Here is a 24,587-nt window from a genome sequence, read left to right as displayed (position 1 = left end):
AATGGAGGACGTGGTGAGTCGCCGCGGGTGGGTGTTGTTCGCGCTGATGAGCGTGCTGTGGGGGATTCCCTACCTGATGATCAAGGTGGCGGTCGAGGGGGTCTCGGTGCCCGTGCTGGTGTTCGCGCGGACCGGGCTGGGCGCCGTCCTGCTGCTGCCCTTCGCGCTGCGTGCCGGGGGATTCGGCATGCTCCGCCGCCACTGGAGATGGCTCGCCGTGTTCTCCCTGCTGGAGATCCTCGGGCCGTGGGCGTTGCTGTCCGACGCCGAACGCGAGCTGTCCAGCTCCATGACGGGTCTGCTCATCGCCGCCGTGCCGATCGTCGGGGTGCTGGTGGCGCGCCTGACCGGTGACGCCGAACGACTCGGACCGGCGCGGTGGGCCGGGCTGTTGCTCGGTCTGGCGGGCGTCGCCGTCCTGGCGGCACCGCACCTGGACGGCGGCAGCGCCTGGTCGATCGGCGAAGTGATGCTCGTCGTGCTCGGCTACTCGACCGCCCCGCTGATCGCCGCCCGCAAGCTGGCCGACCTGCCGAACCTGCCGCTGACCACGGTGTGCCTCACGTTCGCCGCGCTCGTCTACCTGCCTCCGGCCGTCGTGACGTGGCCGGACACGATGCCCAGCGGACGCGTGCTCGCCGCCCTCGCCGGGCTCGGAGCCATCTGCACGGCGCTGGCGTTCATGCTCTTCCTGGAGCTCATCCGCGAGGTCGGCACCTCCAGGGCGATGGTCTTCACCTACGTGAACCCGGCCGTCGCCGTCGTCGCCGGCGTGATCCTCCTAAGCGAGCCCCTCACGTCCACCATCGTCGTCTCGTTTGCCCTGATCCTCTGCGGCTCCGTCCTGGCCACCGCCCGCCAACCCGCCACCAAGGCGAACCTCACCGACGCCCCGCCTGTAGGCGCACTACCAGCCGACGCACCACCCGCCGATGCCCAACACGCCGACGCCCTACCCCGCTAACAAACCACCCCAACGCACCGATCACCGCCGCCCCGACCGCCGCCGCACCGACCACCGCCACCTGCCAGCCGCCGCACCACCGGGCGCCGCACCACCAGGCGCCGCACCACCTGCGATTGGTGGGCGCCGGTTCGGTGGTTTCGGGGCGTGGCTGGGGGAGTCAGCCCAGGGCGGTTAGTTGGTCGATCTCCTCGGATGTGAGGGTGATGGTTGCGGCGGCGAGGTTGTCTTCCAGGTGCGCGACCTTGGAGGTGCCCGGGATGGGGAGCATCACGGGCGAGCGGTGCAGGAGCCACGCCAGCGCGAGTTGGGCCGGGGTCGCGTTGTGGCGCGTGGCGGCTTCGGCGAGGATTCCGCCGGACTCGGCCAGTTTGCCCGTCGCCAGCGGGAACCACGGGATGAAGCCGATGCCCTCGCGTTCGCAGTAGTCGAGGAGCGGCTGCGACTTGCGGAACGTCAGGTTGTAGAGGTTCTGCACGGACGCGATGTCGACGACCTTGCGGGACGCCTCGAGTTCGTCCACCGAGACCTCGGAGAGGCCGATGCGGCGGATCTTGCCTTCCTGCTGCATGTCGCGCAGGACGCCGAGCTGCTCCTCCAGCGGCACCTTCGGGTCGATGCGGTGGAGCTGGTAGAGGTCGACGCGCTCCAGCTTGAGGCGCCGGAGGCTCATCTCCAAACACTGCCGGAGGTATTCGGGACGGCCGAGCGGCAGCCACTCGCCCGGTCCCGGACGCGTCAGGCCCGCCTTGGTCGCGATCACCAGGTCGTGGGGGTACGGGTGGAGGGCCTCGGCGATGAGGTCTTCGCTGACGTACGGCCCGTACGAGTCGGCGGTGTCGATGAACGTCACGCCCAGTTCGACGGCGCGGCGCAGCACGCGCACGGCCTCGTCGCGGTCGGCGGGCTCGCCCCAGACGCCGGAGCCGGTGAGCTGCATGGCACCGTACCCGAGCCGGTGCACGGGCAGGTCGCCGCCCAGGGCGAACGTGCCGCCGGCAGCCGCCGGGCGGGTGGAGAGGTCACTCATGGGTCCCCCAGAACGTCGTCGTTGTCGAGTTCTATTGGATCACCGTGCCGCGATGCGGCGACCACCCGGTCAGCGTTTGCCGCGCTGCCCCTGGGCGAGGCCTTGGGTGATCTTGTCGCTGCCGGCGCGGCGCTGGACCGCGGCCGCGAGGCTGGGCGCCGCGCCGCCGATCAGCGCGCCGAGCCGCAGGCTCAGCGGGGCGACGTCGACCTCGGCGATGTTCTTGTCGATGGCCCGCACGGTCGCCCGCGCCACGTCCTGCGGCGAGCGCGTGCCGACGCCGCGCGGCAACGTCACGTTCGCGTCGGCGAACATGCCCGCGTCCCGGATGAAGCCGGGGAAGACCGTCGACACCCCGACGCCGTGCGGACGCAGGTCCTCCCGCAGCGCGAGCGCGAAGCCGCGCATGCCGAACTTGGTGGCGTTGTAGATCGAGGCCTGCCCGGACGCGGTCTTGCCGGACAGCGAGGAGATGAAGACCAGATGCCCGCGGCCACGAGCGGACATCTGCTCCCCCGCCAGCTTCGCCATGACGATCGGCGCGCGGAGGTTGACGTCGAGGGCCCGGTCGATCTCGTCCACCGAGTATTCGGAGAGCAGCCCGGATCCCGGCAGCGCCGCGTTCGCCACGAGCACGTCGATCTCGCCCGCTTCGGCCAGTAGCTGCTCGGGTGCGGCGGGGTCCGCGAGGTCGGCGGCGATCGCGCGGCCGCCCAGCCGTTCGGCCAGGGGTTCGAGCACGTCCGTGCGGCGGCCGGTCAGGATCACCTCGCCGCCACGCGCGGCGAACGCCTCGGCCAGCGCCTGTCCGATGCCGCCGGTGGCTCCCGTCAGCAGAACTCTCGCGCCTTGAAGTTTCATGGCGGGATGATCCCACCGGCCATCCCCTGGCGCTAGCGATGGCACGCACGGGAATGGCCTCATCCCGACCTGGATCGTGACGGCCTCAGCGGCGATGGCCTCACCGCGACTGGGATGGGCTTACGCGACCGGGACGGCTTCACCGCGCCCTGGGGTGGCCTTACGCGATTGCGATGGCTTCACCGCGATCGGGATGGGTTTGCCGCGACGCCCCTGAGGGCGGGTGGTTGGTCACCCGTCCTCAGGGGCCTTGCGCGACGTCAGCCGTTGAGGGTCACGACGAACTTGCCGGCGCGGCCGATGTTGCCCGCCGGGTCGATGGCGCGGTACTCGATCGTGTGCCGTCCCGTGCCGAGCTTGCCGTACGTCAGGCTGTCGATGACCGTGCCGTTCGCGGTGAACAGGAACGGGGCCTTGGAGTCGGTCGGCCAGCCGAAGTAGTTGAACCAGCCGTCCCCGTCCACCCGGAACTCGGTGACGACGGCGCCGGGGCGGTCGTCCGCGCCGGTCAGCCGCATGGTGAACGGACCGTCGAAGACGTACTCGGCGGGCTTGCCCGGCCTCGGCTTGACGGTCTTGGCGGCCTTCGACAGTTCGTACGTGACGGTCGGGCGGCCCGCGTCGATCGTCCAGGCGCGGGTACGCGAGCCCAGCTTCGCCGCCAGCCGGTGCGTGCCGGGGGAGAGCCGCAGCCGTTCCAGGTCGATCGAACGGTCGCCGCCCCGGACGCGCCGTCCGTCCACGAACCACGAGATCTTCGGCGTGCGCCGCGCCGGATGCGTCGTCTCCGCGTACACGACGTCCTTCGCGCCCACGGGGTCGCCGGTCGGGGTAGCGGACGTGAAGTCCGCCGCCTCGTTCGACGGCGGCGTCTTGACCCGCGTGTCGACCGTCCAGGTGCGGCTCTGGGTGAGGGCGGCGGACGCGCGGACGTCCGGGTCGCGGACGAACTCGGTGGGGTCGGTGACCGTCGCCTTCAGCGTGTGCACGCCCGGCCTGAGCGGCAGCCTGCGGAGGTCGAGATTGCGGAGGTCGCGTGCCCCGCGGACGACCTTGCCGTCGATCGTCCACTGGACGGACAGCTCGTGGCCGGTCGGATGCATCGTCTCCAGCCACACCACGCGGTCAGCGCCGATGGGAGCGTCGGCGGGGGTGTGCGCCTGGACGAGGTTGACCTTGGCGGAGATCCGCTGGGTCATGCGTTCGCGGGCGACCTGGTCGAAGTAATAGCCGAGCGTCTTCATCATCGAGTGCCGGCTCGGCCGCCAGACGCCCTTGGTGTTGTAGAGCCCGCCCTCGTACCGGCCGATCGTCCCGCCGGACTCGCTCGGCTCGCCGAGCCAGCGCCACCACTTCTTCTTCTGGTCGCGCATCTGCTGCTCGGTGAGCAGGGTGTGGTGGATGGACGCCGGTTCGGGGCCCTCGTACGTGCCGCCGGGGACGCCGCGCTGGTAGTAGTCGTACTCGTCGTCCAGGCCGCCCAGCGAGTGGCCGAGCTCGTGCGGCGTGATCAGCGCCGACAGCGCGTTGCCGCCGGACGCGGTGGCGTACGTGCCGCCCGCGCCGCCGTAGGTGTCGCTGTTGGCAAGCGCGAGGATCTGCCGGTTGGCGGACGAGGTGCCGCTGACCATGTCGGCGTACTTCTTGGCGGCCGACGAGCTCATCGTCAGGAGGCGCTGGGGGCCTTGCGTGGTGCAGCCGCCCCAGAACGCCATGCCCAACGGGGTCGTACGGCGCGGCGATTCCAGGGCCGGGTCGCAGCTGACGCCCGACTCCCCCGACTCGATCTCGACGGCGTAGACGTTGACGTAGCTGCGGTACGACTTGAACGGCTCGATCGTCCACAGGTCGCTCAGATGCTTGTCGACGTGGGTCCGGAACTTCGGCAGATCGGCCGTCGTGTAGCCGTCCCCCATGATGACCAGATTGAACCGTTTGGCCGGATCGCCGGTGACCTGGAGAGGCACCACCTTCGCGTCCCCCGCCGCAGTGGCACCCGCACCAGCCGTGCTGGCAGCGCCCGGATCCGCGGCGGCCGCGGCCGCGGCCGGACCGTCAACCCCAGCGGTGGCAGCACCTGCCGCTCCGACCGGGAGCGCGGCGGTGGCGGTGCCCGTCACCACGGCGATCGCGAGCGTCCTTGCTCTCCTCATGCGCGTACCTCCTCGAGAGGCGCGCACGGGGGACGAGGTCGGTCCGGAGGACCGGGCGCGCCGGCTCGACCCGTTGATCAAACGGGCAGAGCCGGATTATCGCGAGAAGATCGGCTTAAGCACCACAAATCGGGCTGGCCGCTTCCAGTCGGCTCAGAGCCCGAGCCGCCAGAGCAGCAGGATGACCGAGCACAGGATCAGGCCGGCGGCACCCAGCGGCGCCTGGCCGGACATGATCAGTGCCGTGCATCCGGCGGCGACGAGGGCGCCCACCGCGACCATGCCGCGGCCTCCCGTGCCGGCCTTGGCGGCCCGGAGTTCGCGTTCCCAGAGACCGAAGTCGTCCTCTGTGCTCATGGGGCTCCCAGCAGCTCGCCGTGCCCGGATTATGCGGCCGATCCGCCCGTTCGGCGAGATGGCGCGAACGACACAGCCTCCGCACCACGGCGGCCGGGGCCCGATAACAGTGATCGGGTGCGGAGCGCCCGGGATCGGTTGCTAGGCTGCGGAGAGCCTGGGGAAGAGTTACATGATCGGAACGGCCCCCAGGTTTGGCTTCATAGTCGAGGTGAAGGGGTCCCCACCGTGAAGAAGCTGCTTGTTCTCGCTGTTGTTGCTCTCGGCGGCTTCGCTGTCTGGCGTCGGCTCCAGCAGGACCGCGCCGAGCTGGACCTGTGGACCGAGGCCACGTCCTCCGACAGCTGAGACGCCGGAGATAGTCCCGCGGAGAACGGGAGACTGACTTCGAGGGAGGCCCCGGCGTGAGCGGAGCAGAGCGGATCACCATCGCCTGCCTCGATCTCGCCGGGACCACTGTGGCCGACGGCGACGCCGTGGCCACGGCCTTCGCCGAGGCGATCGCCACCATGGGGATCGTCGCCGGCACGACGGCGCACGAACGCGCCATGGCCCGTGTCCACGACGCCCGCGGCCGCCCCAGGATCGAAGTCTTCCGCACGCTCTTCGCCGGCGACGAGGCCCGCGCGCAAGCCGCGAACCTCTCGTTCGAACGCTCGTACGACCTGGTCGTCGACCGTCGGGGACTCATGCCCGTACCCGGTACCGAGGCCGCCCTCGAGCGCCTCACCAGTGCCGGGATTCGCGTGTGCCTGCTGACCGGTTTCAGCCGCCGCACCCTCGGCCGGATCCTCGACACGCTCGACTGGTGGAAACGGGTCGACATGGCCCTGTCCCCCGAGGACGGCGGCCGCGGCCGTCCGTGGCCGGACCTCATCCTGTCCGCCGCGCTCCGCCTCGGCATCGACGACGTACGGCACATCGCCGTGTGCGGCGACACCGAGAACGACATGCTCTCGGGCCGCCGCGCGGGCGCCTCCATCGTCGCCGGGGTGCTCACGGGCGCCCACGACACCGACCGCCTCAACCGCGCCGGCGCCACCCACGTCCTCGCCAGCGTGGCCGACCTCCCCGACCTCGTCCTCCCGTCGCCACGCCTCCACCACGATGGCGCGGTGACCGCCGAGCACAGGTAAGCTTGTCGCGCCTCCCAGGGCGCATCCAGGGGCCTTAGCTCAGTTGGTAGAGCACCGGCTTTGCAAGCCGGGTGTCAGGGGTTCGAATCCCCTAGGCTCCACACACCAGAAAGCCCAGGTCAGAGCCTAAGTTCTGCCCTGGGCTTTCGGCTTTCACGATCTCTTCCTTCGCTTCGGTGCGCGCCCGATCGCTGCATCTCCGTGAGCTCGACGTTGGCTGCCATCTGCGACAGCCCCGAGCGGGTCGTGGTCGACGAGTAGTGATCATTTGGGTCGGAGCGCACGGCCATGCCGCCGAGGACGGTCTGCCGGTGGAGGCGAGCTGTCGCACTGGGCCGGAGAGGTACGTGGCCCCCGACCCGAGCTGGTGAGAACAGTATGCAGACTGCATCTGGGGCTTGCTGCATGAGCTCACCGCCCTGAATGATCGACATGAGATGGAGGTCGACATGTCGACCTTCGCGGCTATCACTGAAGCAACCCAGACCCGTCCGACCGCAGGGGGTTGGACAACGCTGCTGTTCGGCATCGTGTTCTTGGTGATCGGCCTGCCCTTCGCGACAAACTTTCGGGGATGCTTGGACCGCTGGGCGAAAGACCAGCCCGAAACTCCGGCCGCCTTGAAGAAGCTACCTCCGTGGAAGTGGAGTGATCCCGACCCTCGCACTACCGCGCGGATCGTCACCACTGTGTTCGCCGTCGTCGGGCCGTTCGTGGTCGTCCTGGTGCGTATCGCCACCGGAAACTCCTGAGCGCGAGCGCCGGACGTCCAGACGGGGCATGGTCTGCCGCCGTGCCCTGGCTAGACGTCATTGGAGGCTCATGGTCGTGGGGAGGCCGGCGCTGTGCGCAAGGTGGCGAATTGGTATGTCAGCGATCATTTTCGTGATCGGCTTGGTGTGCTGGCTTGGACGTTTTTATTGCGGAGCGGATGGGCTCCTGCGGGGAAATTCTGTTCTTTGTCTCATTGAACTCAGGTGTCGCTGCTACTGTCTCGTACCTCAGGGGGTGGCTCAATGAGGCGATCAAGGAACGGATGACTCGTTCTTCTGATTGTCAGTGCTTGTGTGCAGGTCAGGGTGTGTAAATTGTTCGTCCTGGCATGTGGGTGAGGTGGGGGTCTTGGGTTGTGGATCAATGGGCCCCTAGCCTTCGGTTAGTGTCGGAGGTCGATCTCTTCGTAGGTGCAGATTTTCTGATTCTTTTGTGCTGGTGAGGAAAAATTCGTCCGCCCGGGTATAGAGCTTGAGTGGTCGGAAGACCGGCGTAGCGTAGGTAGTTACGGTCCGGGAGTCACCCTGAGAGGGATGATCGGCGATGTGTGCGGACAGTCAGGGGCGCCGACCGGCCGATGTTCCCGGGCCCCAAGGGGCCGATGTCGTTCCGGAGGCGGTCTGGGAGGCGGTGGAGGCCGTCCGATCGGAACTCTGGCGCGACCACGTGGTGCGGTCCGCTGAGCGTGAGGTCGCCGAGCAATGGCTGAGGCATCTGCGCAGCCGGTTGCGGTTCGCCTTTGCGGAGTGGCAGTCACTTCGCAGCGAGCGGGAGGTCTTCCAGCACGAGATGGACCAGGCTCGGGAGACGGGGGATCTGCGGCGCGTGGCGATGCTCAAGCCGCTGGCCGAGAAGGCCCGGGTGGCGGACTACGACGCACGGCGGCGCTACCGGCTGGTCGCGGACTCGGTGATCACTGAGATGTGCCGGGTTCGGGAGGTCATCATCTCCATGAATCTGAACTACCTGGCGCAGATCAGGGATTTGCGGATGGCCATCGATACCGTCGATGCCGCCCTGAGGCTGCCTCTGCCACCGGTGACGCGACCCTCCTCGGGTCCGTTGTCCGCAGAGGAGTAGCCCGACGGACGAACGCCCCGACCCAACGTGGATCGGGGCGTTCTAGAGGCGCTGCTGATCAGGAGGCGTCCCAGGCGACGGCCACCGCGCCGTCGTCCTCGCGCCGGATGCTGACGCCGTCGGTCGTCTTGGGCTCACGGAAGCGGATCCACGGCTTGGGCTTGGCCGAGTCGACGACCAGGATCTCGGAGTACCAGCCCTTGGCGTCGTGGATCGCGACCCGGATGCTGGCCGGGGGGAGCTGCTGAATCCCGTTGTCGGCCCAGAAGCCGATCGAGGACGCGTCGCCCGGGTGGATCGAGATGGGGGTGATGGCGGAAGGGCCGTTGTTGAGCTGTCCGTAATACCGCACTTCGTCGTCTTCCTCGGGGGGACGGGGGGACAGAGCCTGCTGGAGGGCGGCCGCGGTGCGGGTGCCGTAGACCCCGGCCGTCTCCGTGATGTCGTTCTTGCGCTGGAACGAGGTGACCGCGTCCACGGTCTCGGTGCCGTAGTCGCCATCGGTGCCGAACTTGGGCAGCCGCTCGCCGGCCTTCAGCAGCGCGTTCTGCAGGTCGCGCACGCGGTCGCCGATGTCTCCGCGACGCAGCGTCGCCGCTGGGGCCTTGCCGTTCCATTTGTACGGGTTGTAGGTCGGGCGGCCGTATCCGGCGATGGATGAGGCGGAGCGGACGCGGCGCCGGCACGAGTCGCTGGTGTTGCCTTCGATGGTCTGGACGCGTCCGTCGCCGAGGACCTTTTCGACGATGCCGACGTGGTCGATGGCGCCGACGCTGTTGGTGGAGCCCCAGTCGAAGAAGACGATGTCGCCGGGTCTGGCCTTGTTGATGTTGGCGGTGGTGCCGGTGTACCAGCGTTTGACCTTCTGGAAGTCCTCGGCGTGCCAGACGGTGTAGGCGCGGTCGCCGGCGGGGAGCACGGCGCTGGCGTTGCCGGAGCGGCGGGCCCATTCGGTGACCGCGATGTCGCACCAGGCGGCGCGGAGGAACGCGTCACCGTGCCGCGACGCGTACGCGCGGGTGAGGGCGTTGGGCCGGCCGGAGGTGCCCAGCCACTTGCGGGCCTCGGCGATCATCGCCGCAGCGCTGCCCATCAGCCGCCCCCGCGATAGAAGCCGTCGGGATCGGGTTCGCCGTAGATATCGGCGAGGACCCGAGCCTCGTCGGGCTCGGTGGCCTGGTGCGCGCTGGGCACTGCCTCGGGAGGAAGAGGAGGCGGATCAGTCATAGTCGGATCTCCTGCGATGTGACGATGGCGTCGAGTATTGCGGGGAATATCGACATAGCGACCGAAATTCGCGCAATGTCCACCCTGATTGCGGGGGATTTGGTGTGAATTGGCATGATCCGCGTACTTCCCTCAAACGCGCGGATGATCCATGCCGGGGTGCGGGGAGCGCGCTGCCGCCATGGCGGTGACCTGTGCCGAACGCGCCAGCGCTCATGTCACATCGGCTTGACCAGGGTCCGTCTAGCGCTGGCGCGGCTCAGCGGAGGTCGTCTGGCCAGGCGAGATGTGGGCCTAGCGAGACCCGGATCCGTGGCTGACGTTCACGAGAGGAGCCTGCCGTCGCGCCAGTGCCGGTCCCTATGCCAGCGTCCACGTCCACCTGAGCCTGTCTCGCGCCCGCGCGAGCTTCCGTGCCTACCCTGCGCGTGCGTCCAGCTTCCGTGCCCCGCGAGCTTCCGCGCCTACCCTGCGCGTGCGTCCGCGTGCGCGCGTGTGTCCAGCCTCCGCGTCTGCACCTGCTGCCGGGTCTGCGCCTGCTGCCGGGTCTGCGCCTGCGCGTGCTTCCGCGTCCGCGCCGCGCCTGTGCCTGTCTCCGTCTCCGCGCGAGCTTCCGTACCTACCCTTGCGCGTGGTTCTGCGTCCGCTCCGCGTCTGTGTCCAGCTTCCGCGCCTGCGTCAGCTTCCGAGTCTGCGCCTGCTTTCGCGTCCGCACGACGGTCCGCTGCTTCTGGCCGCGCGTGCTTTCGCGTCTGCGCCGACCGTGGCGCCAGTGCCGGTTTCTACGCTGGCTCCGGCTTGAGTGCCTGGGCCTGCTCGCAAGTCTGCTTCTGCGCCTGTCATCGCCCCGATGACGTGCCCATGTCTACGTCCTATGCGTGCGCGAGGAACGGTTCCTGCCTCTGCGCCTGCACCTGCCGCTGCATCGGCGTCTGGACGCGGGTCCGCTCAGCGGAGGCCTTCTTTGGCGGGGTATGGGCGGGCAGGCCTTGTTGGACGGGGGTTGGGTGAGTGTGGCAGGGCACAGCCGGTGGGGGCTTGGGTCCGGCTGTGCCCTGGGCTCTCAGGAGGTCGGCGGGGGCGCGGAGAAGAGACGCGCTGCGGAGGTGCCCAGGCCCGTCGGGCCGAGGCTTGGCTTCCGCGGAGCGGGAGGTGCCACGGAACTCGGCGAAGATCCGTGGTGGCGGAACAGGTCGGACTCCTTGTAGCGGTGGCACTCGCGGTGCCAGTTCAGGATTCCGGAGAGCCAGTGCTGGAGCTCCACTACGTACTCGTCGAGAATCCTGCGGGCTTCCAGACCCAGGTCGGCGTCCTCGTACAGGAGGGGCAACTCGTGCTCGGTCACGTACTGGAACTGGCGCATCCGAGAAGCCATCAGGTCGGCGACGATGGACAGCGCGGTGGGGTAGTCGCACTGGAAGAAGTTCTGGACGACGAGGACGCCGTTGTGGATCTCGCCCTCGAACTCGATTTCCTTTTGGTACGAGAACACGTCGTTGAGCAGGGTGGCGTAGTCCATCGCCGCGTTCTCCAGTGACCGCATCGGCCCGCTGCCGTAGATCTCAGGCGGTGCCTCGCGGCCGTGGGCGAGCCGGCACAGGCTCATGGTGAGTTCGGAGCCGAAGGTCTTCCGGCGCATCTCGATGTAGTCGACCGGGTCGGGGATACGGTTCTCGGTCTGGTTGGCGAGTTCCCAGAGCCAGCTGTCGAGCATGGCTTCGATGGTGGCGCGGAACCTCTCGCGCGCGCTCACCGTCAACGGTCCTGCCGTACGGGCCCACAGATCGGCAAGCCCGCGTTCCAGCGGGGTCACCGGCACGGCCGCGGCCGCCTCCGGCGCCAGGCTGTCGTTGAGGGGAGGGGCGTCGTCGACTTTCGCGCCGTCCCCGGCCGCGCCGGCCACCATTGCGTCGGCCGTTGTGCTGTTCAGTGCGGCGTCGTTGGCTTTCGCGCCGTCCACCGTTGTGTCGTCGGCCTCTGCGTTGTCGGCTGCCGCGCCGTTGGGGGCGGACGTGGCGTCGTGCGGTATTGCGTCTGTGGCGAGTCCGTCGACCGTTGGGCTCTGGGTCGGCATGAACAGGCGGAGGCGTTCGTTGCAGAGCTTCGCGCCGGCCAGATCTCGCGTACGTCCGAACGCCGCGGGATAGAGGTCGTCGGCGTACGTACCCCAGGTCAGCCAACCTGACGTGAGGCCGAGTTCTTCGGGCGAGGCGTCAGGGTGGAGGCCGGCGGCGCACAGCGGCAGGTCATAGTCCACGAGCTTGGCCTCGTCCCACACCTCCGAGCCCGGCACGCCCGGTTGCGGGTGGAGGAGTCCCATCTTGTGCGCCCACTCGACCACGTTGCGGCGCGCAGCGTTCAGGTGCGGGCTGAGTGTGGTGGTGAACGGCATGTAGAGCTCGGGGATGCGCGACGGCCCGACTCTCTCGTACGGCGTGTGCGTGAAGTTGCGAAGTCCGCTTAGCAGCGCCTTGATGTTCGCCGCCGACATGCCCAGGCCGTTGAGCTCGCCGATGCCGGTGCCGTTCGGCTCGAATGGCGAGGTGCCGATGGCGGCCTTCTTGTTCATGTACCTGCTGGAACGCAGATGCCACTCGTGGCCGCCCGACTGCCAGTCCTGGAGACCTTTGACGTACGCGAGGACGTTGGCGCACGACGCCGGGTCGAGTCCTTTTTCGGCGAAGAGTGGCGCCAGTTCGGTGAGCGCCGTGTGCTCGAACTGCTGGAGGCGTGAGGTGAGCAGATTGTTGACCGCGTCCGCGGCCTCCTGCGTCGTGCAGTTGAGAAACGTCTCCAGAACGAGGACGCCGTTGGCCAGCTCGCCTTCGTCCTCCATCTCCCGCTGGTAAGAGAAGAGATCGTTGCGGAGGTGCACGCTGTCCGAGAACGAGTCGCGCAGGACCTGCAGGGGCCGGGAGCCGGCGACCTCGGCGGGTACCTCGGCCCGCGCCGCGTGCTCCACGAGCCCGGCGGACCATGGCGCCCCGCCTACCTTTCGGCGCATCTCGATGTACTCGACGGGGTTAGGTATGCGGCGGGCGTTGATGTTGGAGAGTTCCCAGAGTGACTCGTTCAGAAGGTTGGCGGTGCTCTCGGCGAAGCGCTTGCGCCATCCCATGGACATGGTGGGCACGCTTCGCGCCCACAAATCCGCCAGGCCCGCCTCTACGGGATTGGTGGGCTCGGGCGTTCCGGCAGTGAGGTCCATCGGCATGAAGGCGGGAAGCCTGTCGAGATGTTCCTTGCCGCCCTGGCGGTCGTGGGTGCGCTTGTAGAGCTCCAGGAAGTGGTCGTCGAAGAAGAACACCCAGATGTACCACTCGGTGATAAGGGTCAGCTCCGCGCCGTCGCAGTCCGGGTGGGTGTACGAGCACAGCAGCGGATAGTCATGCGCGTCGAGGTCCGCCTCGTCCCAGATGCCCGAGCCTTCCAGCATCCCGAGTTCACGGGCCCATTCCTTGGACTTCTCACGAGCCATTTCGAGATGCGGATTTATACGTGCGGGGTACGGCATGTAGAAGTCGGGCAACTCAAAAGGCTGTGGCATGACGCGCCTCTCAGGTGTGGGGGACGTCCGATGGCGGAGGGTGATGTTTCATAACCGATAGTGGATGATGCCCTGGTTGCGCCGGGTCACAAACCGCACTCTCGGCGACGGTCGGTGTTCGCAGGGGCCACCCAGAGCGAGCCGCTGAGGACCTTCCAACCCCACCCCCGAACCCGCTATCCGTCCCTGCGACCTGCCAGTCGTCCGCCCACGGCCTGCTCGCCCTGCCTTGGGCTTGCGCTCCCCAATTGCCCGCGGTCTGCGCGTCCCGCCCGCGCCTGCTCCCCTATGCCCGCGCGTGCTCGCCTCTGCCTGGGACTGCGATCCCTTTGTCCACGGTCTGCTCACGTTAAGCCAGGAGCTGTGATTCCTCTGGCCACGCCTGCTTGTCGTCCGCCTATGGTGTCCGCTGCCTGCGTCAGCCAGTCGCCAAGCTCGCCCTTGGCTGTTGCGCTGGGCTATAAGCATCTGCTCTGGGTAAGGGAGCCGTCATGAAGGACCACAGCGAGAAGGCGCGCGCGGGTCGTTCGGCGGGGGTGGCCTCGGACGCCGAACGGAACGCCGTCATCACGCGGTTGAATCAGGCGTGCGGCGCGGGGCTGTTGAGCCTGCAGGAGTTCAGTGAACGAGTCGAGGACGCGCAGCTGGTGCGTACCCGGGCCGAACTCGACGGGCTCGTCGACGACCTCCCGGCACAGAACGACGACGCTCCAGAGGTCCGTACCCAATGGCATGTGGCGGCCATGGGTGGGCTTCGCCGCCATGGCCGCTGGCACATGGACCGTCACCTGGTGTCGCTCGGCGTCATCGGCGGTACCAACCTCGACCTCCGTGAAGCGGACATCGCGGCCCCGGAGGTGACGCTGACCAAGGTCTCTTTGCTCGGTGGTGTATCGGTGTGCGTGCCCAGGGGCGTCCGGGTGGTCCTGGAACGTCGCGGGCTGCTCGGCGCGCTCGCGTTCGGCATGGTCGGCCGCCGCCTCGCCGGTCGTGGCACAGACGCCCCCGCCAGCGCTGACGGCGATGTCGACGGGTGTGGTCCGGTAGATCCCGAGACCCCCACCGTGCGCGTGCGCGCGTTCTCTTTGCTCGGCGGCGTCACGGTGCAGGAACCTCCGCTCACCCGCCACTGACCAGCCAGCCCGCCGCCCGCCACCCGTCGCCCGCCACCTGTCGCCCGCCGCTCTCCGCCCGCCGCTCTCCACACTGCCGCCCGCCGCCGCTGGCCTGTCTCAAGCCCGCCGGTCCTTGACGTCCCCACGCGCGTGACTAGGCACGGGCTCGGAATCCCTCGCGCGAGCGAGGCATGACCAGGGGCTCTACCTCGATACTGGGCAGATGCCCGATCGGTTCCGCCTGCTCGCCGCCCGCCTGCGCAAAGGCGATGGTTATCTCCTCGACGTGATGGTGGCGGCCGCGGTCGCTGTTCCGGTGACCGTCCCGTTCGCGACCTCGCCCGTGGTGACGCCGCTGGGTGTGGTGTTCAACCTCGGCACGATCGTGCCGCTCGTCTGGCGGCGTCGAGCCCCGTTCGCGGTCGCGTTGATCGTCGCGGCCTTCGCCATGCTGGTCTCGCTCTACCACCGGCCCGGGCAGATGCTGCAGTACGGCGGGCTGGTGGCGATCTACACGCTCGCCGACCTTGGACGCAGGCGCTGGCAGCGCTGGGGGTTCATCAGTGTGCTCGTCATCACGACCCCGCCCGGCTCGCTCCTCGTCAAGGACAACGACGCGGGGGAGTTCATGTTCACGCTGCTCCTGCCGGTCTCGGCCTTCCTGCTGGGCACGCTCGCACGCACCGCGCGCGAACGTTCGGACGCTTTGATGGAACGCTCCGTACGCCTGGAACGAGAACGGGAGTCCGACGCGGCCCGGGCGGCGGCAGAGGAACGGGCACGGATCGCCCGCGACATGCATGACGTCCTCGCCCACGCGGTCAGCATCATGGTCGTTCAGGCGGAGGCCGGTCCCGTGGTCGTGCGCACCGATCCCGATCAGGCCGAACGGGCCTTCGACGCGATCGCCGACGCGGGCCGGGACGCGATGACGCAGTTGCGGCGCATGCTCGGCGTCCTCAAGGAGGAGCAAGACTTCGGGATACGCGCGCCGCAGCCGACCGTCCACGCCCTCCCCGGCCTCCTGGAACAGGTGAGGAGACGCACGCACCTCCACGTGGACCTGCTGGTCGACGGCAGTCCTCACGTCCTCCCCGCCGACGCCGACGTGGCGGCCTACCGGATCGTGCAGGAGGCGCTCACGAACACGGTCAAGCACGCCGGAGCATCTACCGCCACGGTACGGCTCCGCTGGAAGGACGATGAGTTGGAGATCACGGTGACCGACGACGGCCGAGGCCAGGACGCCACTGCGGAGCGACGACAGGAGGCAGCCCGATGGCGGCGCGGCGGCGACGGCCTGATCGGCATCCGCGAACGCGCCGTCGCCTGCGGCGGGCAGGCCGCGGCGGGCCCGGCGCCGGACGGCGGCTTCCAGGTCACGGCGCGACTCCCCTACGCCAGCGAGCCGTCGGCGGTGGCCTCATGATCCGCGTCGTGCTGGCCGACGACCAGGAGCTCGTCCGCAGCGGCTTCACGATGATCCTCGACGCGCAGCCCGACATCGAGGTGGTCGCCGAGGCGGGCGACGGTGCCGCCGCGATCGCCGCCGTCCGGGAGAACGCTCCGGACGTCGTCCTGCTCGACATCCGGATGCCCGGCATGGACGGCATCGAGGCGGCGAAGGTCGTCTGCGCCGAGACCCGTGCCCGCGCCATCATGCTGACGACGTTCGACCAGGACGACTACGTCTACGACGCGCTTTACGCAGGCGCCAGCGGGTTCCTGCTGAAGGACGTCCGCCGTGACGACCTCGTGCACGCGGTACGCGTCGTGGCGGCGGGGGAGTCGCTGCTCGCCCCGGCCGTCACGCGCCGGCTGATCTCGGACATCACCCGCAACCGCCCGCGCTCCGGGAACACGCCCTCCGACCGGCTGGCCGTCCTGACCGAGCGAGAGCGCGAGACCCTCCGCATGCTGGGCCGTGGCCTGTCGAACGCCGAGATCGCGGCCGCGATGGTCGTCAGCGAACACACCGTGAAGACCCACGTCAGCAACGTGCTGTCCAAACTGGGGCTGCGCGACCGGGTCCAGGCCGTCATCGCCGCCTACGAGACCCGCCTCATCGAACCCGCCTGACTCCATGTCGCTCGCGCGGGGGAGCCGAGGCGGCCGGCTCCCCCGCGTCACCGATGGCCGAAGACCGCCCGCGACGGTGATCACATCGGGCGGCGGTTCTCAGAGGATCGAGGACGTAAGCACGCAGGTCTCGAACCCTCTGGAGCGACTCACATGACGACGTCAAGCCATGACTCCCCCTCGGGGACATTCACCCGGATCGCCTTCCACCTCGCACCCGCGCTCATGTTCGCGTACGGGTTGGTCCGCCTGATCGACGGCCGCGATGGCCACCACGGACCGGGCACGGCCTGGACGGTGGGGCACCTGCTGTTCCTGGGCGCGCTAGTCCTCTACGGCCCGGTGGTCCTGGGGCTCCGGCGGCGGGTGCCCGCCGGTGGCACCGCCCGCAGGCTGACCGCCAACATCGTCACCGGGGTCGCGCTCATTGGGCTGGCGGCGTTCATCCGAGTCGCGATCATCGACATCGTCGTGGGTCTCCAAGCAGCGGATCCAGCCGAGAAGAGCAGGCTCGGGGGCCAGTACGCCGACGTCCCCGCCGTGCTCCCGCAGGTGTTCTACGAGATCGGCCCGATGTTCTTCATGCTCGGCCTGATCGCGTTGCTCGTTCAGCTCGCCGTAGTCGGCCCGCGTAGCCTCGCCGGATCCCTCAGCCCCGTGCTGGTCGTGCTCGGCTTCGTCACCATCTTCGTCAACCTGGACCTGCTCTCGGCCGGCGCCACGCTGATCTGGCTGGCACTCGCCCACCTCGCCCGCACACCCGCATCGGTGGCAGCCCCACGCCCCACCCCGGCCCAGCCGACCACGGCCTGAGAATCTCCAACCCACCACACATCACTCAGCCGACGCCAAGCCCGCGCTGCTGCGCAAGCTGCCGAGGGAGGCAGAGGCTTGGCTTAGGAGGTGGTGGCGCGGAAGGTGCGGCGGAGGCTTGGGGTCAGGAGGCCGTGGCGCGGAAGGTGCGGCGGTAGGCGGAGGGGGAGGTTTTCATGGCGCGGGTGAAGTGGTGGCGGAAGGTGACAGGGCTCTCGAAGCCGACCGCCATGCCGATCTCCTCGATGGGCATCGCGCCGCCTTCGAGGAGGGGCAGGCTGGCCATGACGCGCTGCGTGATGACCCAGCGCAGCGGGCTGGTACCGGTCTGGCGGTTGAAGTGGCGGATGAACGTGCGGGGCGCGAGGTGCGCTTGGCGGGCCAGGTCGGCGACCGTGATGGCCTCGGTGAGGTGGCCGAGGGCCCATGCCATGGCGCGCGCCACCGCGTCGTCCGCCGCGGGTTCGGTCACGGCGGCCTCCACGAACTGCGCCTGGCCGCCGTCCCGGTGCGGCGGGGTGACCAGGCGGCGGGCGACCGCGTTGGCCACCCGCGCGCCGTGGTCCTTGCGGACGAGATGAAGGCACAGGTCAAGGCCCGCCGCACTTCCGGCGCTGGTGAGGAGATCGTCGCCGTCCACGTACAGGACGTCTGGATTCACGTGAATCATTGGGTACCGCTGTTGGAGGAGCGCCGCGTACTGCCAATGGGTGGTCGCCTCGCGCCCGTCCAGCAGCCCTGCCGCCGCCAGGGCGAAGGCACCTGAACAGATTGAGACGACGCGGGCACCTCGTTCGTGCGCGGCGCGCAGAGCGGCCACGATCTCTGGGTGCACGTCGCCGCGGACATCCGGGACGGCAACGACCATGACGGTGTCCGCGGCGGCGAAGACGTCGAGGTCGTTCTCGGTGGTCATGGTGAAGCCGCCAACCGCGCGCATGGGCCCGCGTTCGAGCGAGCAGACCCGCAGGTCGTACCAGGGGGTTTTAAGCTCGGGCCGGGGTAGGCCGAACACCTCGACCACGGAGCCGAGTTCGAACGGCGCCATGCCGTCGAAGGCCAGCACGGAGACCGTGTGCCGCTTGGCGGGGGAAGCGAGCCGCATGGCGAAATCTTATCGGTAAGAGGCATTTGTGCCACTATCCGGAGCACCGGCCAGAACGCCACCATTGAGGTGTTCGCAGGGAGAAACACCAGGTCAAGGAGTCACATCAATGTCCGCAGTCGCTGCCGCGTCCGCCGTCACGAAGGTCCCCGCCGCCGCCAACGTCGAGGCGCTGGCCCACTTCGCGGCCCGCCTGGCCTTCGAGACCGACGTGTCCGATGTCGCCGCCGACCTGGCGGCCGGTGCGTCCGGCGTCGTGGTGGTCGACTCGCGCAGCGTCGAGAGCTGGAACCAGGGTCATGTGGACGGTGCGATCCACCTGCCCACGGCGGAGATCGCCGAGCGTGCGGCCGACCTGATCGACCGGAACGTGACGGTGGTCGTCTACTGCTGGGGTCCCGGCTGCAACGGAGCGCAGAAGGCCGCCCTGGAGTTCGCCAAGCTCGGTTACGCCGTCAAGGAGATGATCGGCGGTTTCGAGTACTGGGCGCGCGAGGGCTTCCCCGTCAAGACCGGTGCCGGCCTGGTGACGCGCCGCGCCGCCGATCCCCTGACCGCCCCGATCTCCGGCATTTCCTGCGCCTGCTGAGGGCTTCCCCCATGCCTCGTCGAGATGCGAGGCCGTCGGGTACGTGGATCCCCGGATTGTTCGCGGGTGCTTCAGGCCGCATCGTCAAGGGATCGGCTCCCAACGGGGCGAGCTGAAACCGCGGCGAGTCGCCGACCGAAGGGCCTCCACCCGGCGACTCGCCGCGGACCAGGAACAGCGCTCGGCTGGACGTGTCACGGCTGGGCCGGAAGCGTGATCCAGGACGGGTTCCTCGGGTCGTGTCACAGCTTGATATCGCCGCCGAGGCTGTCCTTCAGCTGCGGGAACGGCGGGAACAGGCGCGGGAAGTCGCCGGTCTGGACGGCGAGCCTCAGCTTGTGGCCGGGCTGGATCGACCACGACGCGGGAAAGATCTCGACATCGACGGAGACGGGTTCGTCACAGGGCATCCTTCTCAGCGAACCGGCAGGTCGAGGTTCGACGCGCCGGAGAAGGTGAGAGCGCTGCCGGGCTTGCCCGTACGACATGTGGCACCCGAAGATCGGCCCGTACTCCGCCACATGCGGTGGCGGCGGGTAACCGAACTCCAACCGGACGAGGAGCACCCGCTGGTCGATCGCCCAGCCGACCACGCGATGCCAGATCATCACCAGGCACTCCGTGACGAAATGATCAGGATCGGCCAGCGAGCCAAGATCGATCGTCAGCCGAAAGGTCTCCGCCACTCCCGGGCTCGACCCGGCCGTCTCGGCTGCCTTCCGGCTGCTGGTCTCGACCTCGGCCGCGACCCGACCCGGTGCGGTTGTGCTGCGGCCTGCTCCTGGTGTCTCGGGCGTGTGGTGGCCTGCCTTTCTCGGCTGCGCGGCGTCCGGACTCGTCCCCACCGGCCCGGCGTGGCCCGGCCCCGCAGTCTCCACGGGGCTCACCTCAGGCGCCTCGGCCACCCTCCGGCTCAGCCCAACTGCCTCCGCTGTGGCGAGGCTCACCTCAGCTGTCTCGTCCGGGTTGCGGCTGATTTCAGTCGTTTTCTGGCTCGTCTCAACTGCCTCCGCCGCGTTGTGAGTCAGCTCAGCCATCTCATCGGCGTCGCGGCCGGCCTCAGCTGTCTTGGCCGGGTTGTGGCTCAGTCCGGCTGGCTTGGCTGCGGGGTGGCTGGATCCCAGGGTGGCGCCGCCGGAGCTCACTTCTCGACGTCCGGCGCAGGCCTTCGGCGTCTCTAGGCGGAACCGCAAAGTGCTGGGGAACAGCCCGTAGAAGTCGGCGGCGCGCCGGAGGGCCGTCGCCAGGTCCGGACTGCTGATGACCAGCAGGAACATCATCGCGAACGTCCCCCGCCTGCAGGGGAAATCGCCCAGTCCGAGGAACTCGTCGTCCAGCACGTCCCAGAGCCCGCGGATCAGCTCCGCGTACTGCTCGCGGGTCACTCTGGCCCGCGAATCGTCCAGCAGCGCGGGCGGGATTCCCGCGCGGACGAGCACCGGCCACACGTCCACGCCGCGGCCTCGCGCACCCCGCAGAGCGCTGTGCACGAAGTGGATCCCGATGGTGCGGGATGGCGCCATGGGCATAAAAGTAGCTCTTGGGACGCTAGAGAAGGAGGTCCCGAACGGGACCAGGGCATAAAGAGGTCGCCCCGGAACGTTAGACTGAACAAATCACTCTTACGACGCCCAAGCGTCTGGCTCGTCCTTGCAGGCCACAGATCCGACTGTGGTGCCTCCCGAGACGTGCCCCCCTCTCGGAAGGTAATGCGTGACAACCCTGCCTGTTGGTAATGCCCTGCCCGAGTCCGGCCGCACGGCTGACGACTCTCCCGCGGTCCCCACGTTCGCCGAGCTCGGTCTGCCCGAGGCTCTGGTGAGCGGGCTGGCCCGCCAGGGCATCGAGGCACCGTTCCCCATCCAGGCCGCCGCCATCCCCGACGTGATGGCCGGCCGTGACGTACTCGGTCGTGGCAAGACCGGCTCCGGTAAGACCCTGGCCTTCGGGCTCCCGATGCTGGCCCGGCTGGCCGGCCAGAAGGCCGCGCCCAAGCGCCCGCTCGGCCTGATCCTCGTCCCCACCCGCGAGCTCGCTCAGCAGGTGCAGACCAACCTCGAGCCGCTGGGCCGCACGCTCGGCCTCCGGTTCAAGACGGTCATCGGCCAGACCTCGATGTTCAAGCAGATCGACGCGCTGCGGCGCGGCGTCGAGGTGCTCGTCGCGACCCCCGGCCGCCTCAAGGACCTCATGCGCCAGGGCGCGTGCGACCTCGGCGACGTCCAGATCGTCGTGCTGGACGAGGCCGACCACATGGCCGACATGGGCTTCCTGCCCGACGTCACCGACATCCTCGACCAGGCCAAGCGCGGTGGGCAGCGCATGCTGTTCTCGGCCACCCTCGACAAGGACGTCGACGTCCTGGTCAAGCGTTACCTGAACGACCCGGTGACGCACGCCATCGGCCAGGTCGACGAGTCGGTCGACACCATGGACCACCACCTCCTGCTGGTGGCGCCCAAGGAGAAGGCCGCGATCACCGCCGAGATCGCCAACCGCGAGGGCAAGACCATCATGTTCGCCCGTACCAAGCACGGCGTGGACCGGCTGGCCAAGCAGCTCGCCCAGGCGGGCGTGCGGGCCGCGGGCCTGCACGGCGGCAAGAGCCAGGGGCTGCGCACGCGGACGCTGGCCGAGTTCATGGAGGGCTCGTTCGACGTGCTCGTCGCCACCGACGTCGCCGCGCGCGGCATCCATGTCGACGACATCAGCCTGGTCCTGCACGTCGACCCGCCGGCCGACCACAAGGACTACATGCACCGCGCCGGCCGTACGGCCCGCGCCGGCGAGCGCGGCACCGTCGTGACGCTCGTGCTGCCCCACCAGGTCCGTTCCACCCAGGCCATGACCAAGCGGGCGGGCATCCACGCCCCCCGTACGCGCGTGGTCTCCGGTGGCGACGACCTGGTCAAGGTGACGGGCGCGCGGATCCCGTCCGGCATCCCGATCGAGGGCCCGATCATTCCCGAGCGTCCCAAGCGTGAGGGTGGCCGCGGCCGTCAGGGCGGCGGGCGTCGCGGTGGCCGTGGCTTCAACGGCCGTGGCGGATCTCGTCCGTATGACCGCGAGGGCGGCGGCGGCCAGCGCCGTGAGGGCTCCGGCTCCTACGGCGGCGACCGCCGCGGCTCGTACGGCGGCGACCGCCCCGCACGGGGCGAGCGCGGCTCGTACGGCGGTGGTGAGCGCGGCTCCTACGGCGGCGACCGCGGCTCGTACGGCGGCGACCGCGGCTCGTACGGCGGTGAGCGCGGTTCGTACGGCGGTGGCGAGCGTCGCGGAAGCGGCGCCACATCGCACGGCGGACGCCGCGGCGGCCCGCGCCGCGAGGGCGGCGACCGCCGCCCGGCGCGCACCAACTGACGAACGGCTCTGAGGCCCCGTCCAGATCACCTGGACGGGGCCTCACCCGTATCCCCTCGGGCGGAGTCTTTGCCGGAGCTATCAGGCCTCTTCGCGGGCGGAGCTATCCGGCCTCTTCGCGGGTGAAGCCATCCGGCTTCTTCGCAGGCGGGAGCTATCCGGCTTCTTCGCGAAGCTTGTCTTGGAGGATCTGGAGCCCCTCCAGGCCATCGACCGACAGGGCGGCCAGCTCGTCCAGGGAGATCAAGGGGCTCTTGCGCAGCGGTGGCTGCCAGCCCTGCTCCGGATCATGGCTTCGCAGGACCTTGGCGGGCACGCCGCCGATGACCGAGTGGTCAGGGAATTCGCCGCGCACCACCGCGCCGCCCGCGACGGCCACGTTCCTGCCCAGGCGCGTCCCCGGCAGGATGATCGCTCCGGTGCCGATCCAGCATCCGTCGCCGATCTCCACCGGATTGTTCTCGGGCCACTGCCGCCCGATCGGGGTGTCCAGATCGCCGTAGCTGTGGTTCTGGTCGGTGATGTAGACGTTCGGCCCGGTGAACACATCGTCGCCGATCGAGATCGACTGGTGCCCGACGATGTGGGTGCCGCGTCCGAGCGAGCAGCTCGCCCCGATCTTGACGATCACGTCGGGGCCGAGGTCCAGTCCCGGCACGAAGCCCGCGGAGATCGTCACATGCGTGCCGACCAGCGTGTGGTCGCCGATCGAGATCCAGGGCTCACCGTAGATCGCTCCCACCGGAAAGCCGATGCACGCGCCCTCGCCCAGATAGGCGAACTTCCGCCGGCCCGGAGTGTGCGGGGTGATCTCCCCTTGCCGCTGCACCCACGACCAGCCGCGATGCACGGCCGTGTGCACGCCCTGGCGGGCCTTGGCCGCCAGTAGCTGCCGGATCGAGCTGGCTCTCGGAGGCATGCGGAGTACCTTTGCTTTCTCTGCCGTGGGCCGTCAGCAACGGCGCGGATGTCAAGGTACCGGTTGGTAGCCGCGTCCTGGCAAAGCCCCCTCCGCTTTGCCTCCTTCTCCAGGACGCTGGCCGCCCACCACAGCGCCAGGTGTGGTTCGCGGGGGACGGGCAGCGACGGAGCGGGGAGTTCGTGCAGGCATAGGTGAACCTGCGGCCCACACAGAGCCGGATGTACCGCCGGGGAGTTGGACGTGCGGAAGGCCCGGCCTGTCAGGGCCGGGCCTTCCTTCGTCGTTGGAATTACGACGTGTGCGCGTGGCTGTTGGACTCGGCCTTCGCCGGCGTGTCGTGCTCCGGCCCGGTCTCGTCCTCCATCAGCGCCTGCATGGAGTTCCGCCTGGTCATGACGGCTCCGGCCACCCCCACCGCGGCCACGGCGGTCACCATCACCAAGGTGATGTTGCGTCCGCGATGGCTGGGCTTGGGCGGTTCGACCCTGTCGGCCACGCCGGACAGGAAGGAGCCCACCCGCGGGGCGAGCCCGCCTTCCACATACCGGGCGGCGGTCTCGATCCGGGGAGCACTCCAACCGCGAGCATCCATGATGCGGTCAGCGGCGACATCACGGGTGCGATGCGCCGCCGGGGCGATACGATCCGCCGCGTCGGTCGCGTTCTGCCGCCACGACTCGGCGCCGTGCCGACATGCTTCCCGAACACGCTCGAACCGCGAGAGCATTTCGTCCTGCGGCTTCCGGCGGATACTCATCATTAGGGACACGCTAACCTCCCTGTTTGCGAGGTCCTGTCATGCAGCCTTCCCCAAGCACGGAAGGTAAACCATGCGCGCGGGATCATTAGGTCGCGCATAGTAGTCACAAGTGCGTGTCCGAAACGGGATATGCCCATCTCACGAGGAGGCGGCCATCCGTGGCTGAAGAAATCTTTGCGACGCTCAACACCACCCTTGGCAAGATCGTCATCCAGCTCTACCCGGAGCAGGCGCCCATCACGGTCGACAGCTTCGTCGGCCTCGCCGAGGGCACCCGCGACTGGCGGCACCCCGAGACCGGCGAGCAGAAGAGCGGCACGTCGCTCTACAACGGCACGATCTTCCACCGGGTCATCCCGGGCTTCATGATCCAGGGCGGTGACCCGCTGGGCCGGGGCACCGGCGGCCCGGGCTACGAGTTCAAGGACGAGTTCCACCCGGACCTGAAGTTCAACAAGCCGTACCTGCTGGCCATGGCCAACGCCGGGCCCGGCACCAACGGCTCGCAGTTCTTCATCACCACCGACCAGATCGGCCAGGTCCAGCACCTGACCCACCGTCACACGATCTTCGGCAAGGTCATCGAGGGCACCGACGTCGTCGACGCGATCAGCAACGTGCCGACCGGCCGCCAGGACAAGCCGGTGACCGATGTCGTCATCGAGTCGGTGACGATCGACCGCCGCCAGTCGTAGTACCTAGAGAGACCCCCTGC

The 24,587-nt window shown here is 68.9% G+C and carries 23 protein-coding genes and 1 tRNA gene; 13 read left to right on the top strand and 11 right to left on the bottom strand.

Annotated features, from left to right (window positions below):
• Window positions 1-13: 13 nt before the first annotated feature.
• Window positions 14-964 (top strand): DMT family transporter, encoded by a 951-nt coding sequence (locus ACGFNU_RS03320; RefSeq protein WP_392589737.1) that lies wholly within the window; start codon window positions 14-16, stop codon window positions 962-964.
• A 160-nt stretch (window positions 965-1,124) separates the two neighbouring features.
• On the opposite strand, the gene ACGFNU_RS03315 is transcribed toward ACGFNU_RS03320, so the two are convergent.
• The 4 genes from ACGFNU_RS03315 to ACGFNU_RS03300 form a co-directional block, all read right to left on the bottom strand.
• Window positions 1,125-1,994: an aldo/keto reductase gene (locus tag ACGFNU_RS03315; RefSeq protein WP_392589735.1), complete on the bottom strand. Its 870-nt coding sequence runs from the start codon at window positions 1,992-1,994 to the stop codon at window positions 1,125-1,127.
• 69 nt (window positions 1,995-2,063) lie between these two features.
• Window positions 2,064-2,855, bottom strand: a complete 792-nt coding sequence (locus ACGFNU_RS03310) for an SDR family NAD(P)-dependent oxidoreductase (RefSeq protein ID WP_392589733.1) — start codon at window positions 2,853-2,855, stop codon at window positions 2,064-2,066.
• A gap of 260 nt (window positions 2,856-3,115) precedes the next feature.
• Window positions 3,116-5,008: a M64 family metallopeptidase gene (locus tag ACGFNU_RS03305; RefSeq protein ID WP_392589731.1), complete on the bottom strand. Its 1,893-nt coding sequence runs from the start codon at window positions 5,006-5,008 to the stop codon at window positions 3,116-3,118.
• Window positions 5,009-5,161: 153 nt separating this feature from the next.
• A complete protein-coding gene (locus tag ACGFNU_RS03300) occupies window positions 5,162-5,365 on the bottom strand; it encodes a hypothetical protein (protein WP_392589729.1) in 204 nt (67 codons plus the stop codon).
• Between the two features lie 228 nt (window positions 5,366-5,593).
• Here ACGFNU_RS03300 and ACGFNU_RS03295 point away from each other — a divergent pair, with 228 nt between their 5' ends.
• The 5 genes from ACGFNU_RS03295 (at window position 5,594) to ACGFNU_RS03275 (ending at window position 8,355) form a co-directional block, all read left to right on the top strand.
• Window positions 5,594-5,713, top strand: a complete 120-nt coding sequence (locus tag ACGFNU_RS03295; RefSeq protein WP_220163873.1) for a DLW-39 family protein — start codon at window positions 5,594-5,596, stop codon at window positions 5,711-5,713.
• A gap of 56 nt (window positions 5,714-5,769) precedes the next feature.
• Window positions 5,770-6,501 carry an HAD-IA family hydrolase gene (locus ACGFNU_RS03290; RefSeq protein WP_392589726.1) on the top strand — a complete coding sequence of 244 codons (732 nt, stop codon included), beginning with the start codon at window positions 5,770-5,772 and terminating at the stop codon, window positions 6,499-6,501.
• 28 nt (window positions 6,502-6,529) lie between these two features.
• Window positions 6,530-6,602, top strand: a tRNA-Ala gene (locus tag ACGFNU_RS03285).
• Between the two features lie 297 nt (window positions 6,603-6,899).
• Window positions 6,900-7,253 carry a hypothetical protein gene (locus tag ACGFNU_RS03280; protein ID WP_392589724.1) on the top strand — a complete coding sequence of 118 codons (354 nt, stop codon included), beginning with the start codon at window positions 6,900-6,902 and terminating at the stop codon, window positions 7,251-7,253.
• Between the two features lie 652 nt (window positions 7,254-7,905).
• Window positions 7,906-8,355 carry a hypothetical protein gene (locus tag ACGFNU_RS03275; RefSeq protein WP_392589722.1) on the top strand — a complete coding sequence of 150 codons (450 nt, stop codon included), beginning with the start codon at window positions 7,906-7,908 and terminating at the stop codon, window positions 8,353-8,355.
• Between the two features lie 58 nt (window positions 8,356-8,413).
• On the opposite strand, the gene ACGFNU_RS03270 is transcribed toward ACGFNU_RS03275, so the two are convergent.
• From ACGFNU_RS03270 to ACGFNU_RS03260, 3 genes are all read right to left on the bottom strand, one after another.
• Complete coding sequence (locus ACGFNU_RS03270; protein ID WP_392589720.1) at window positions 8,414-9,448, bottom strand: CHAP domain-containing protein; 1,035 nt, start codon at window positions 9,446-9,448, stop codon at window positions 8,414-8,416.
• A complete protein-coding gene (locus ACGFNU_RS03265; RefSeq protein ID WP_392589718.1) occupies window positions 9,448-9,582 on the bottom strand; it encodes a hypothetical protein in 135 nt (44 codons plus the stop codon). The genes ACGFNU_RS03270 and ACGFNU_RS03265 overlap by 1 nt, the downstream gene beginning before the upstream one ends.
• Window positions 9,583-10,645: 1,063 nt before the next feature.
• Window positions 10,646-13,129, bottom strand: coding sequence for a germacradienol/geosmin synthase (locus ACGFNU_RS03260; RefSeq protein ID WP_392589716.1), 2,484 nt, complete (start codon window positions 13,127-13,129; stop codon window positions 10,646-10,648).
• A gap of 491 nt (window positions 13,130-13,620) precedes the next feature.
• Here ACGFNU_RS03260 and ACGFNU_RS03255 point away from each other — a divergent pair, with 491 nt between their 5' ends.
• The 4 genes from ACGFNU_RS03255 to ACGFNU_RS03240 all read left to right on the top strand — a co-directional run bounded on the left by ACGFNU_RS03255 (window position 13,621) and on the right by ACGFNU_RS03240 (window position 17,136).
• Window positions 13,621-14,262: a DUF1707 domain-containing protein gene (locus tag ACGFNU_RS03255; RefSeq protein ID WP_392589714.1), complete on the top strand. Its 642-nt coding sequence runs from the start codon at window positions 13,621-13,623 to the stop codon at window positions 14,260-14,262.
• A gap of 205 nt (window positions 14,263-14,467) precedes the next feature.
• A complete protein-coding gene (locus tag ACGFNU_RS03250) occupies window positions 14,468-15,673 on the top strand; it encodes a sensor histidine kinase (protein ID WP_392589712.1) in 1,206 nt (401 codons plus the stop codon).
• Window positions 15,670-16,323, top strand: a complete 654-nt coding sequence (locus tag ACGFNU_RS03245) for a response regulator (protein WP_392589710.1) — start codon at window positions 15,670-15,672, stop codon at window positions 16,321-16,323. The genes ACGFNU_RS03250 and ACGFNU_RS03245 overlap by 4 nt, the downstream gene beginning before the upstream one ends.
• Window positions 16,324-16,476: 153 nt before the next feature.
• A complete protein-coding gene (locus ACGFNU_RS03240; protein ID WP_392589708.1) occupies window positions 16,477-17,136 on the top strand; it encodes a hypothetical protein in 660 nt (219 codons plus the stop codon).
• 124 nt (window positions 17,137-17,260) lie between these two features.
• Here the strand turns inward: ACGFNU_RS03240 and ACGFNU_RS03235 are convergent, their stop codons facing one another.
• The gene (locus ACGFNU_RS03235) at window positions 17,261-18,241 is read right to left on the bottom strand and encodes a helix-turn-helix domain-containing protein (RefSeq protein ID WP_392589706.1); all 981 of its coding nucleotides are present in this window, start codon (window positions 18,239-18,241) and stop codon (window positions 17,261-17,263) included.
• A 109-nt stretch (window positions 18,242-18,350) separates the two neighbouring features.
• Between ACGFNU_RS03235 and ACGFNU_RS03230 the strand changes: the two genes are divergently transcribed.
• Entirely contained in the window at window positions 18,351-18,830 is a 480-nt protein-coding gene (locus tag ACGFNU_RS03230; RefSeq protein ID WP_392589704.1) for a rhodanese-like domain-containing protein, read from the top strand.
• Between the two features lie 242 nt (window positions 18,831-19,072).
• Here ACGFNU_RS03230 and ACGFNU_RS03225 read toward each other — a convergent pair whose 3' ends face one another.
• Window positions 19,073-20,353, bottom strand: a complete 1,281-nt coding sequence (locus tag ACGFNU_RS03225; RefSeq protein WP_392589702.1) for an AraC family transcriptional regulator ligand-binding domain-containing protein — start codon at window positions 20,351-20,353, stop codon at window positions 19,073-19,075.
• 190 nt (window positions 20,354-20,543) lie between these two features.
• Between ACGFNU_RS03225 and ACGFNU_RS03220 the strand changes: the two genes are divergently transcribed.
• Window positions 20,544-22,190, top strand: coding sequence for a DEAD/DEAH box helicase (locus ACGFNU_RS03220; protein ID WP_392589700.1), 1,647 nt, complete (start codon window positions 20,544-20,546; stop codon window positions 22,188-22,190).
• Window positions 22,191-22,344: 154 nt separating this feature from the next.
• On the opposite strand, the gene ACGFNU_RS03215 is transcribed toward ACGFNU_RS03220, so the two are convergent.
• Together ACGFNU_RS03215 and ACGFNU_RS03210 are read right to left on the bottom strand one after the other, a co-directional pair.
• Window positions 22,345-23,109 (bottom strand): acyltransferase, encoded by a 765-nt coding sequence (locus tag ACGFNU_RS03215; RefSeq protein ID WP_392589698.1) that lies wholly within the window; start codon window positions 23,107-23,109, stop codon window positions 22,345-22,347.
• Window positions 23,110-23,401: 292 nt separating this feature from the next.
• On the bottom strand, window positions 23,402-23,872 hold the full coding sequence (locus tag ACGFNU_RS03210) for a hypothetical protein (RefSeq protein ID WP_392589696.1): 471 nt from the start codon (window positions 23,870-23,872) through the stop codon (window positions 23,402-23,404).
• A 158-nt stretch (window positions 23,873-24,030) separates the two neighbouring features.
• On the opposite strand from ACGFNU_RS03210, the gene ACGFNU_RS03205 reads away from it, so the two are divergent.
• Window positions 24,031-24,567: a peptidylprolyl isomerase gene (locus tag ACGFNU_RS03205; protein ID WP_392589695.1), complete on the top strand. Its 537-nt coding sequence runs from the start codon at window positions 24,031-24,033 to the stop codon at window positions 24,565-24,567.
• The last annotated feature ends 20 nt before the right edge of the window (window positions 24,568-24,587 follow it).

Source organism: Spirillospora sp. NPDC048911, assembly GCF_043198015.1.
Classification (GTDB): Bacteria; Actinomycetota; Actinomycetes; order Streptosporangiales; family Streptosporangiaceae; genus Spirillospora.
Note: the sequence above shows the minus strand (reverse complement) of the source record. Positions and strands in the feature narration are given on the sequence as shown.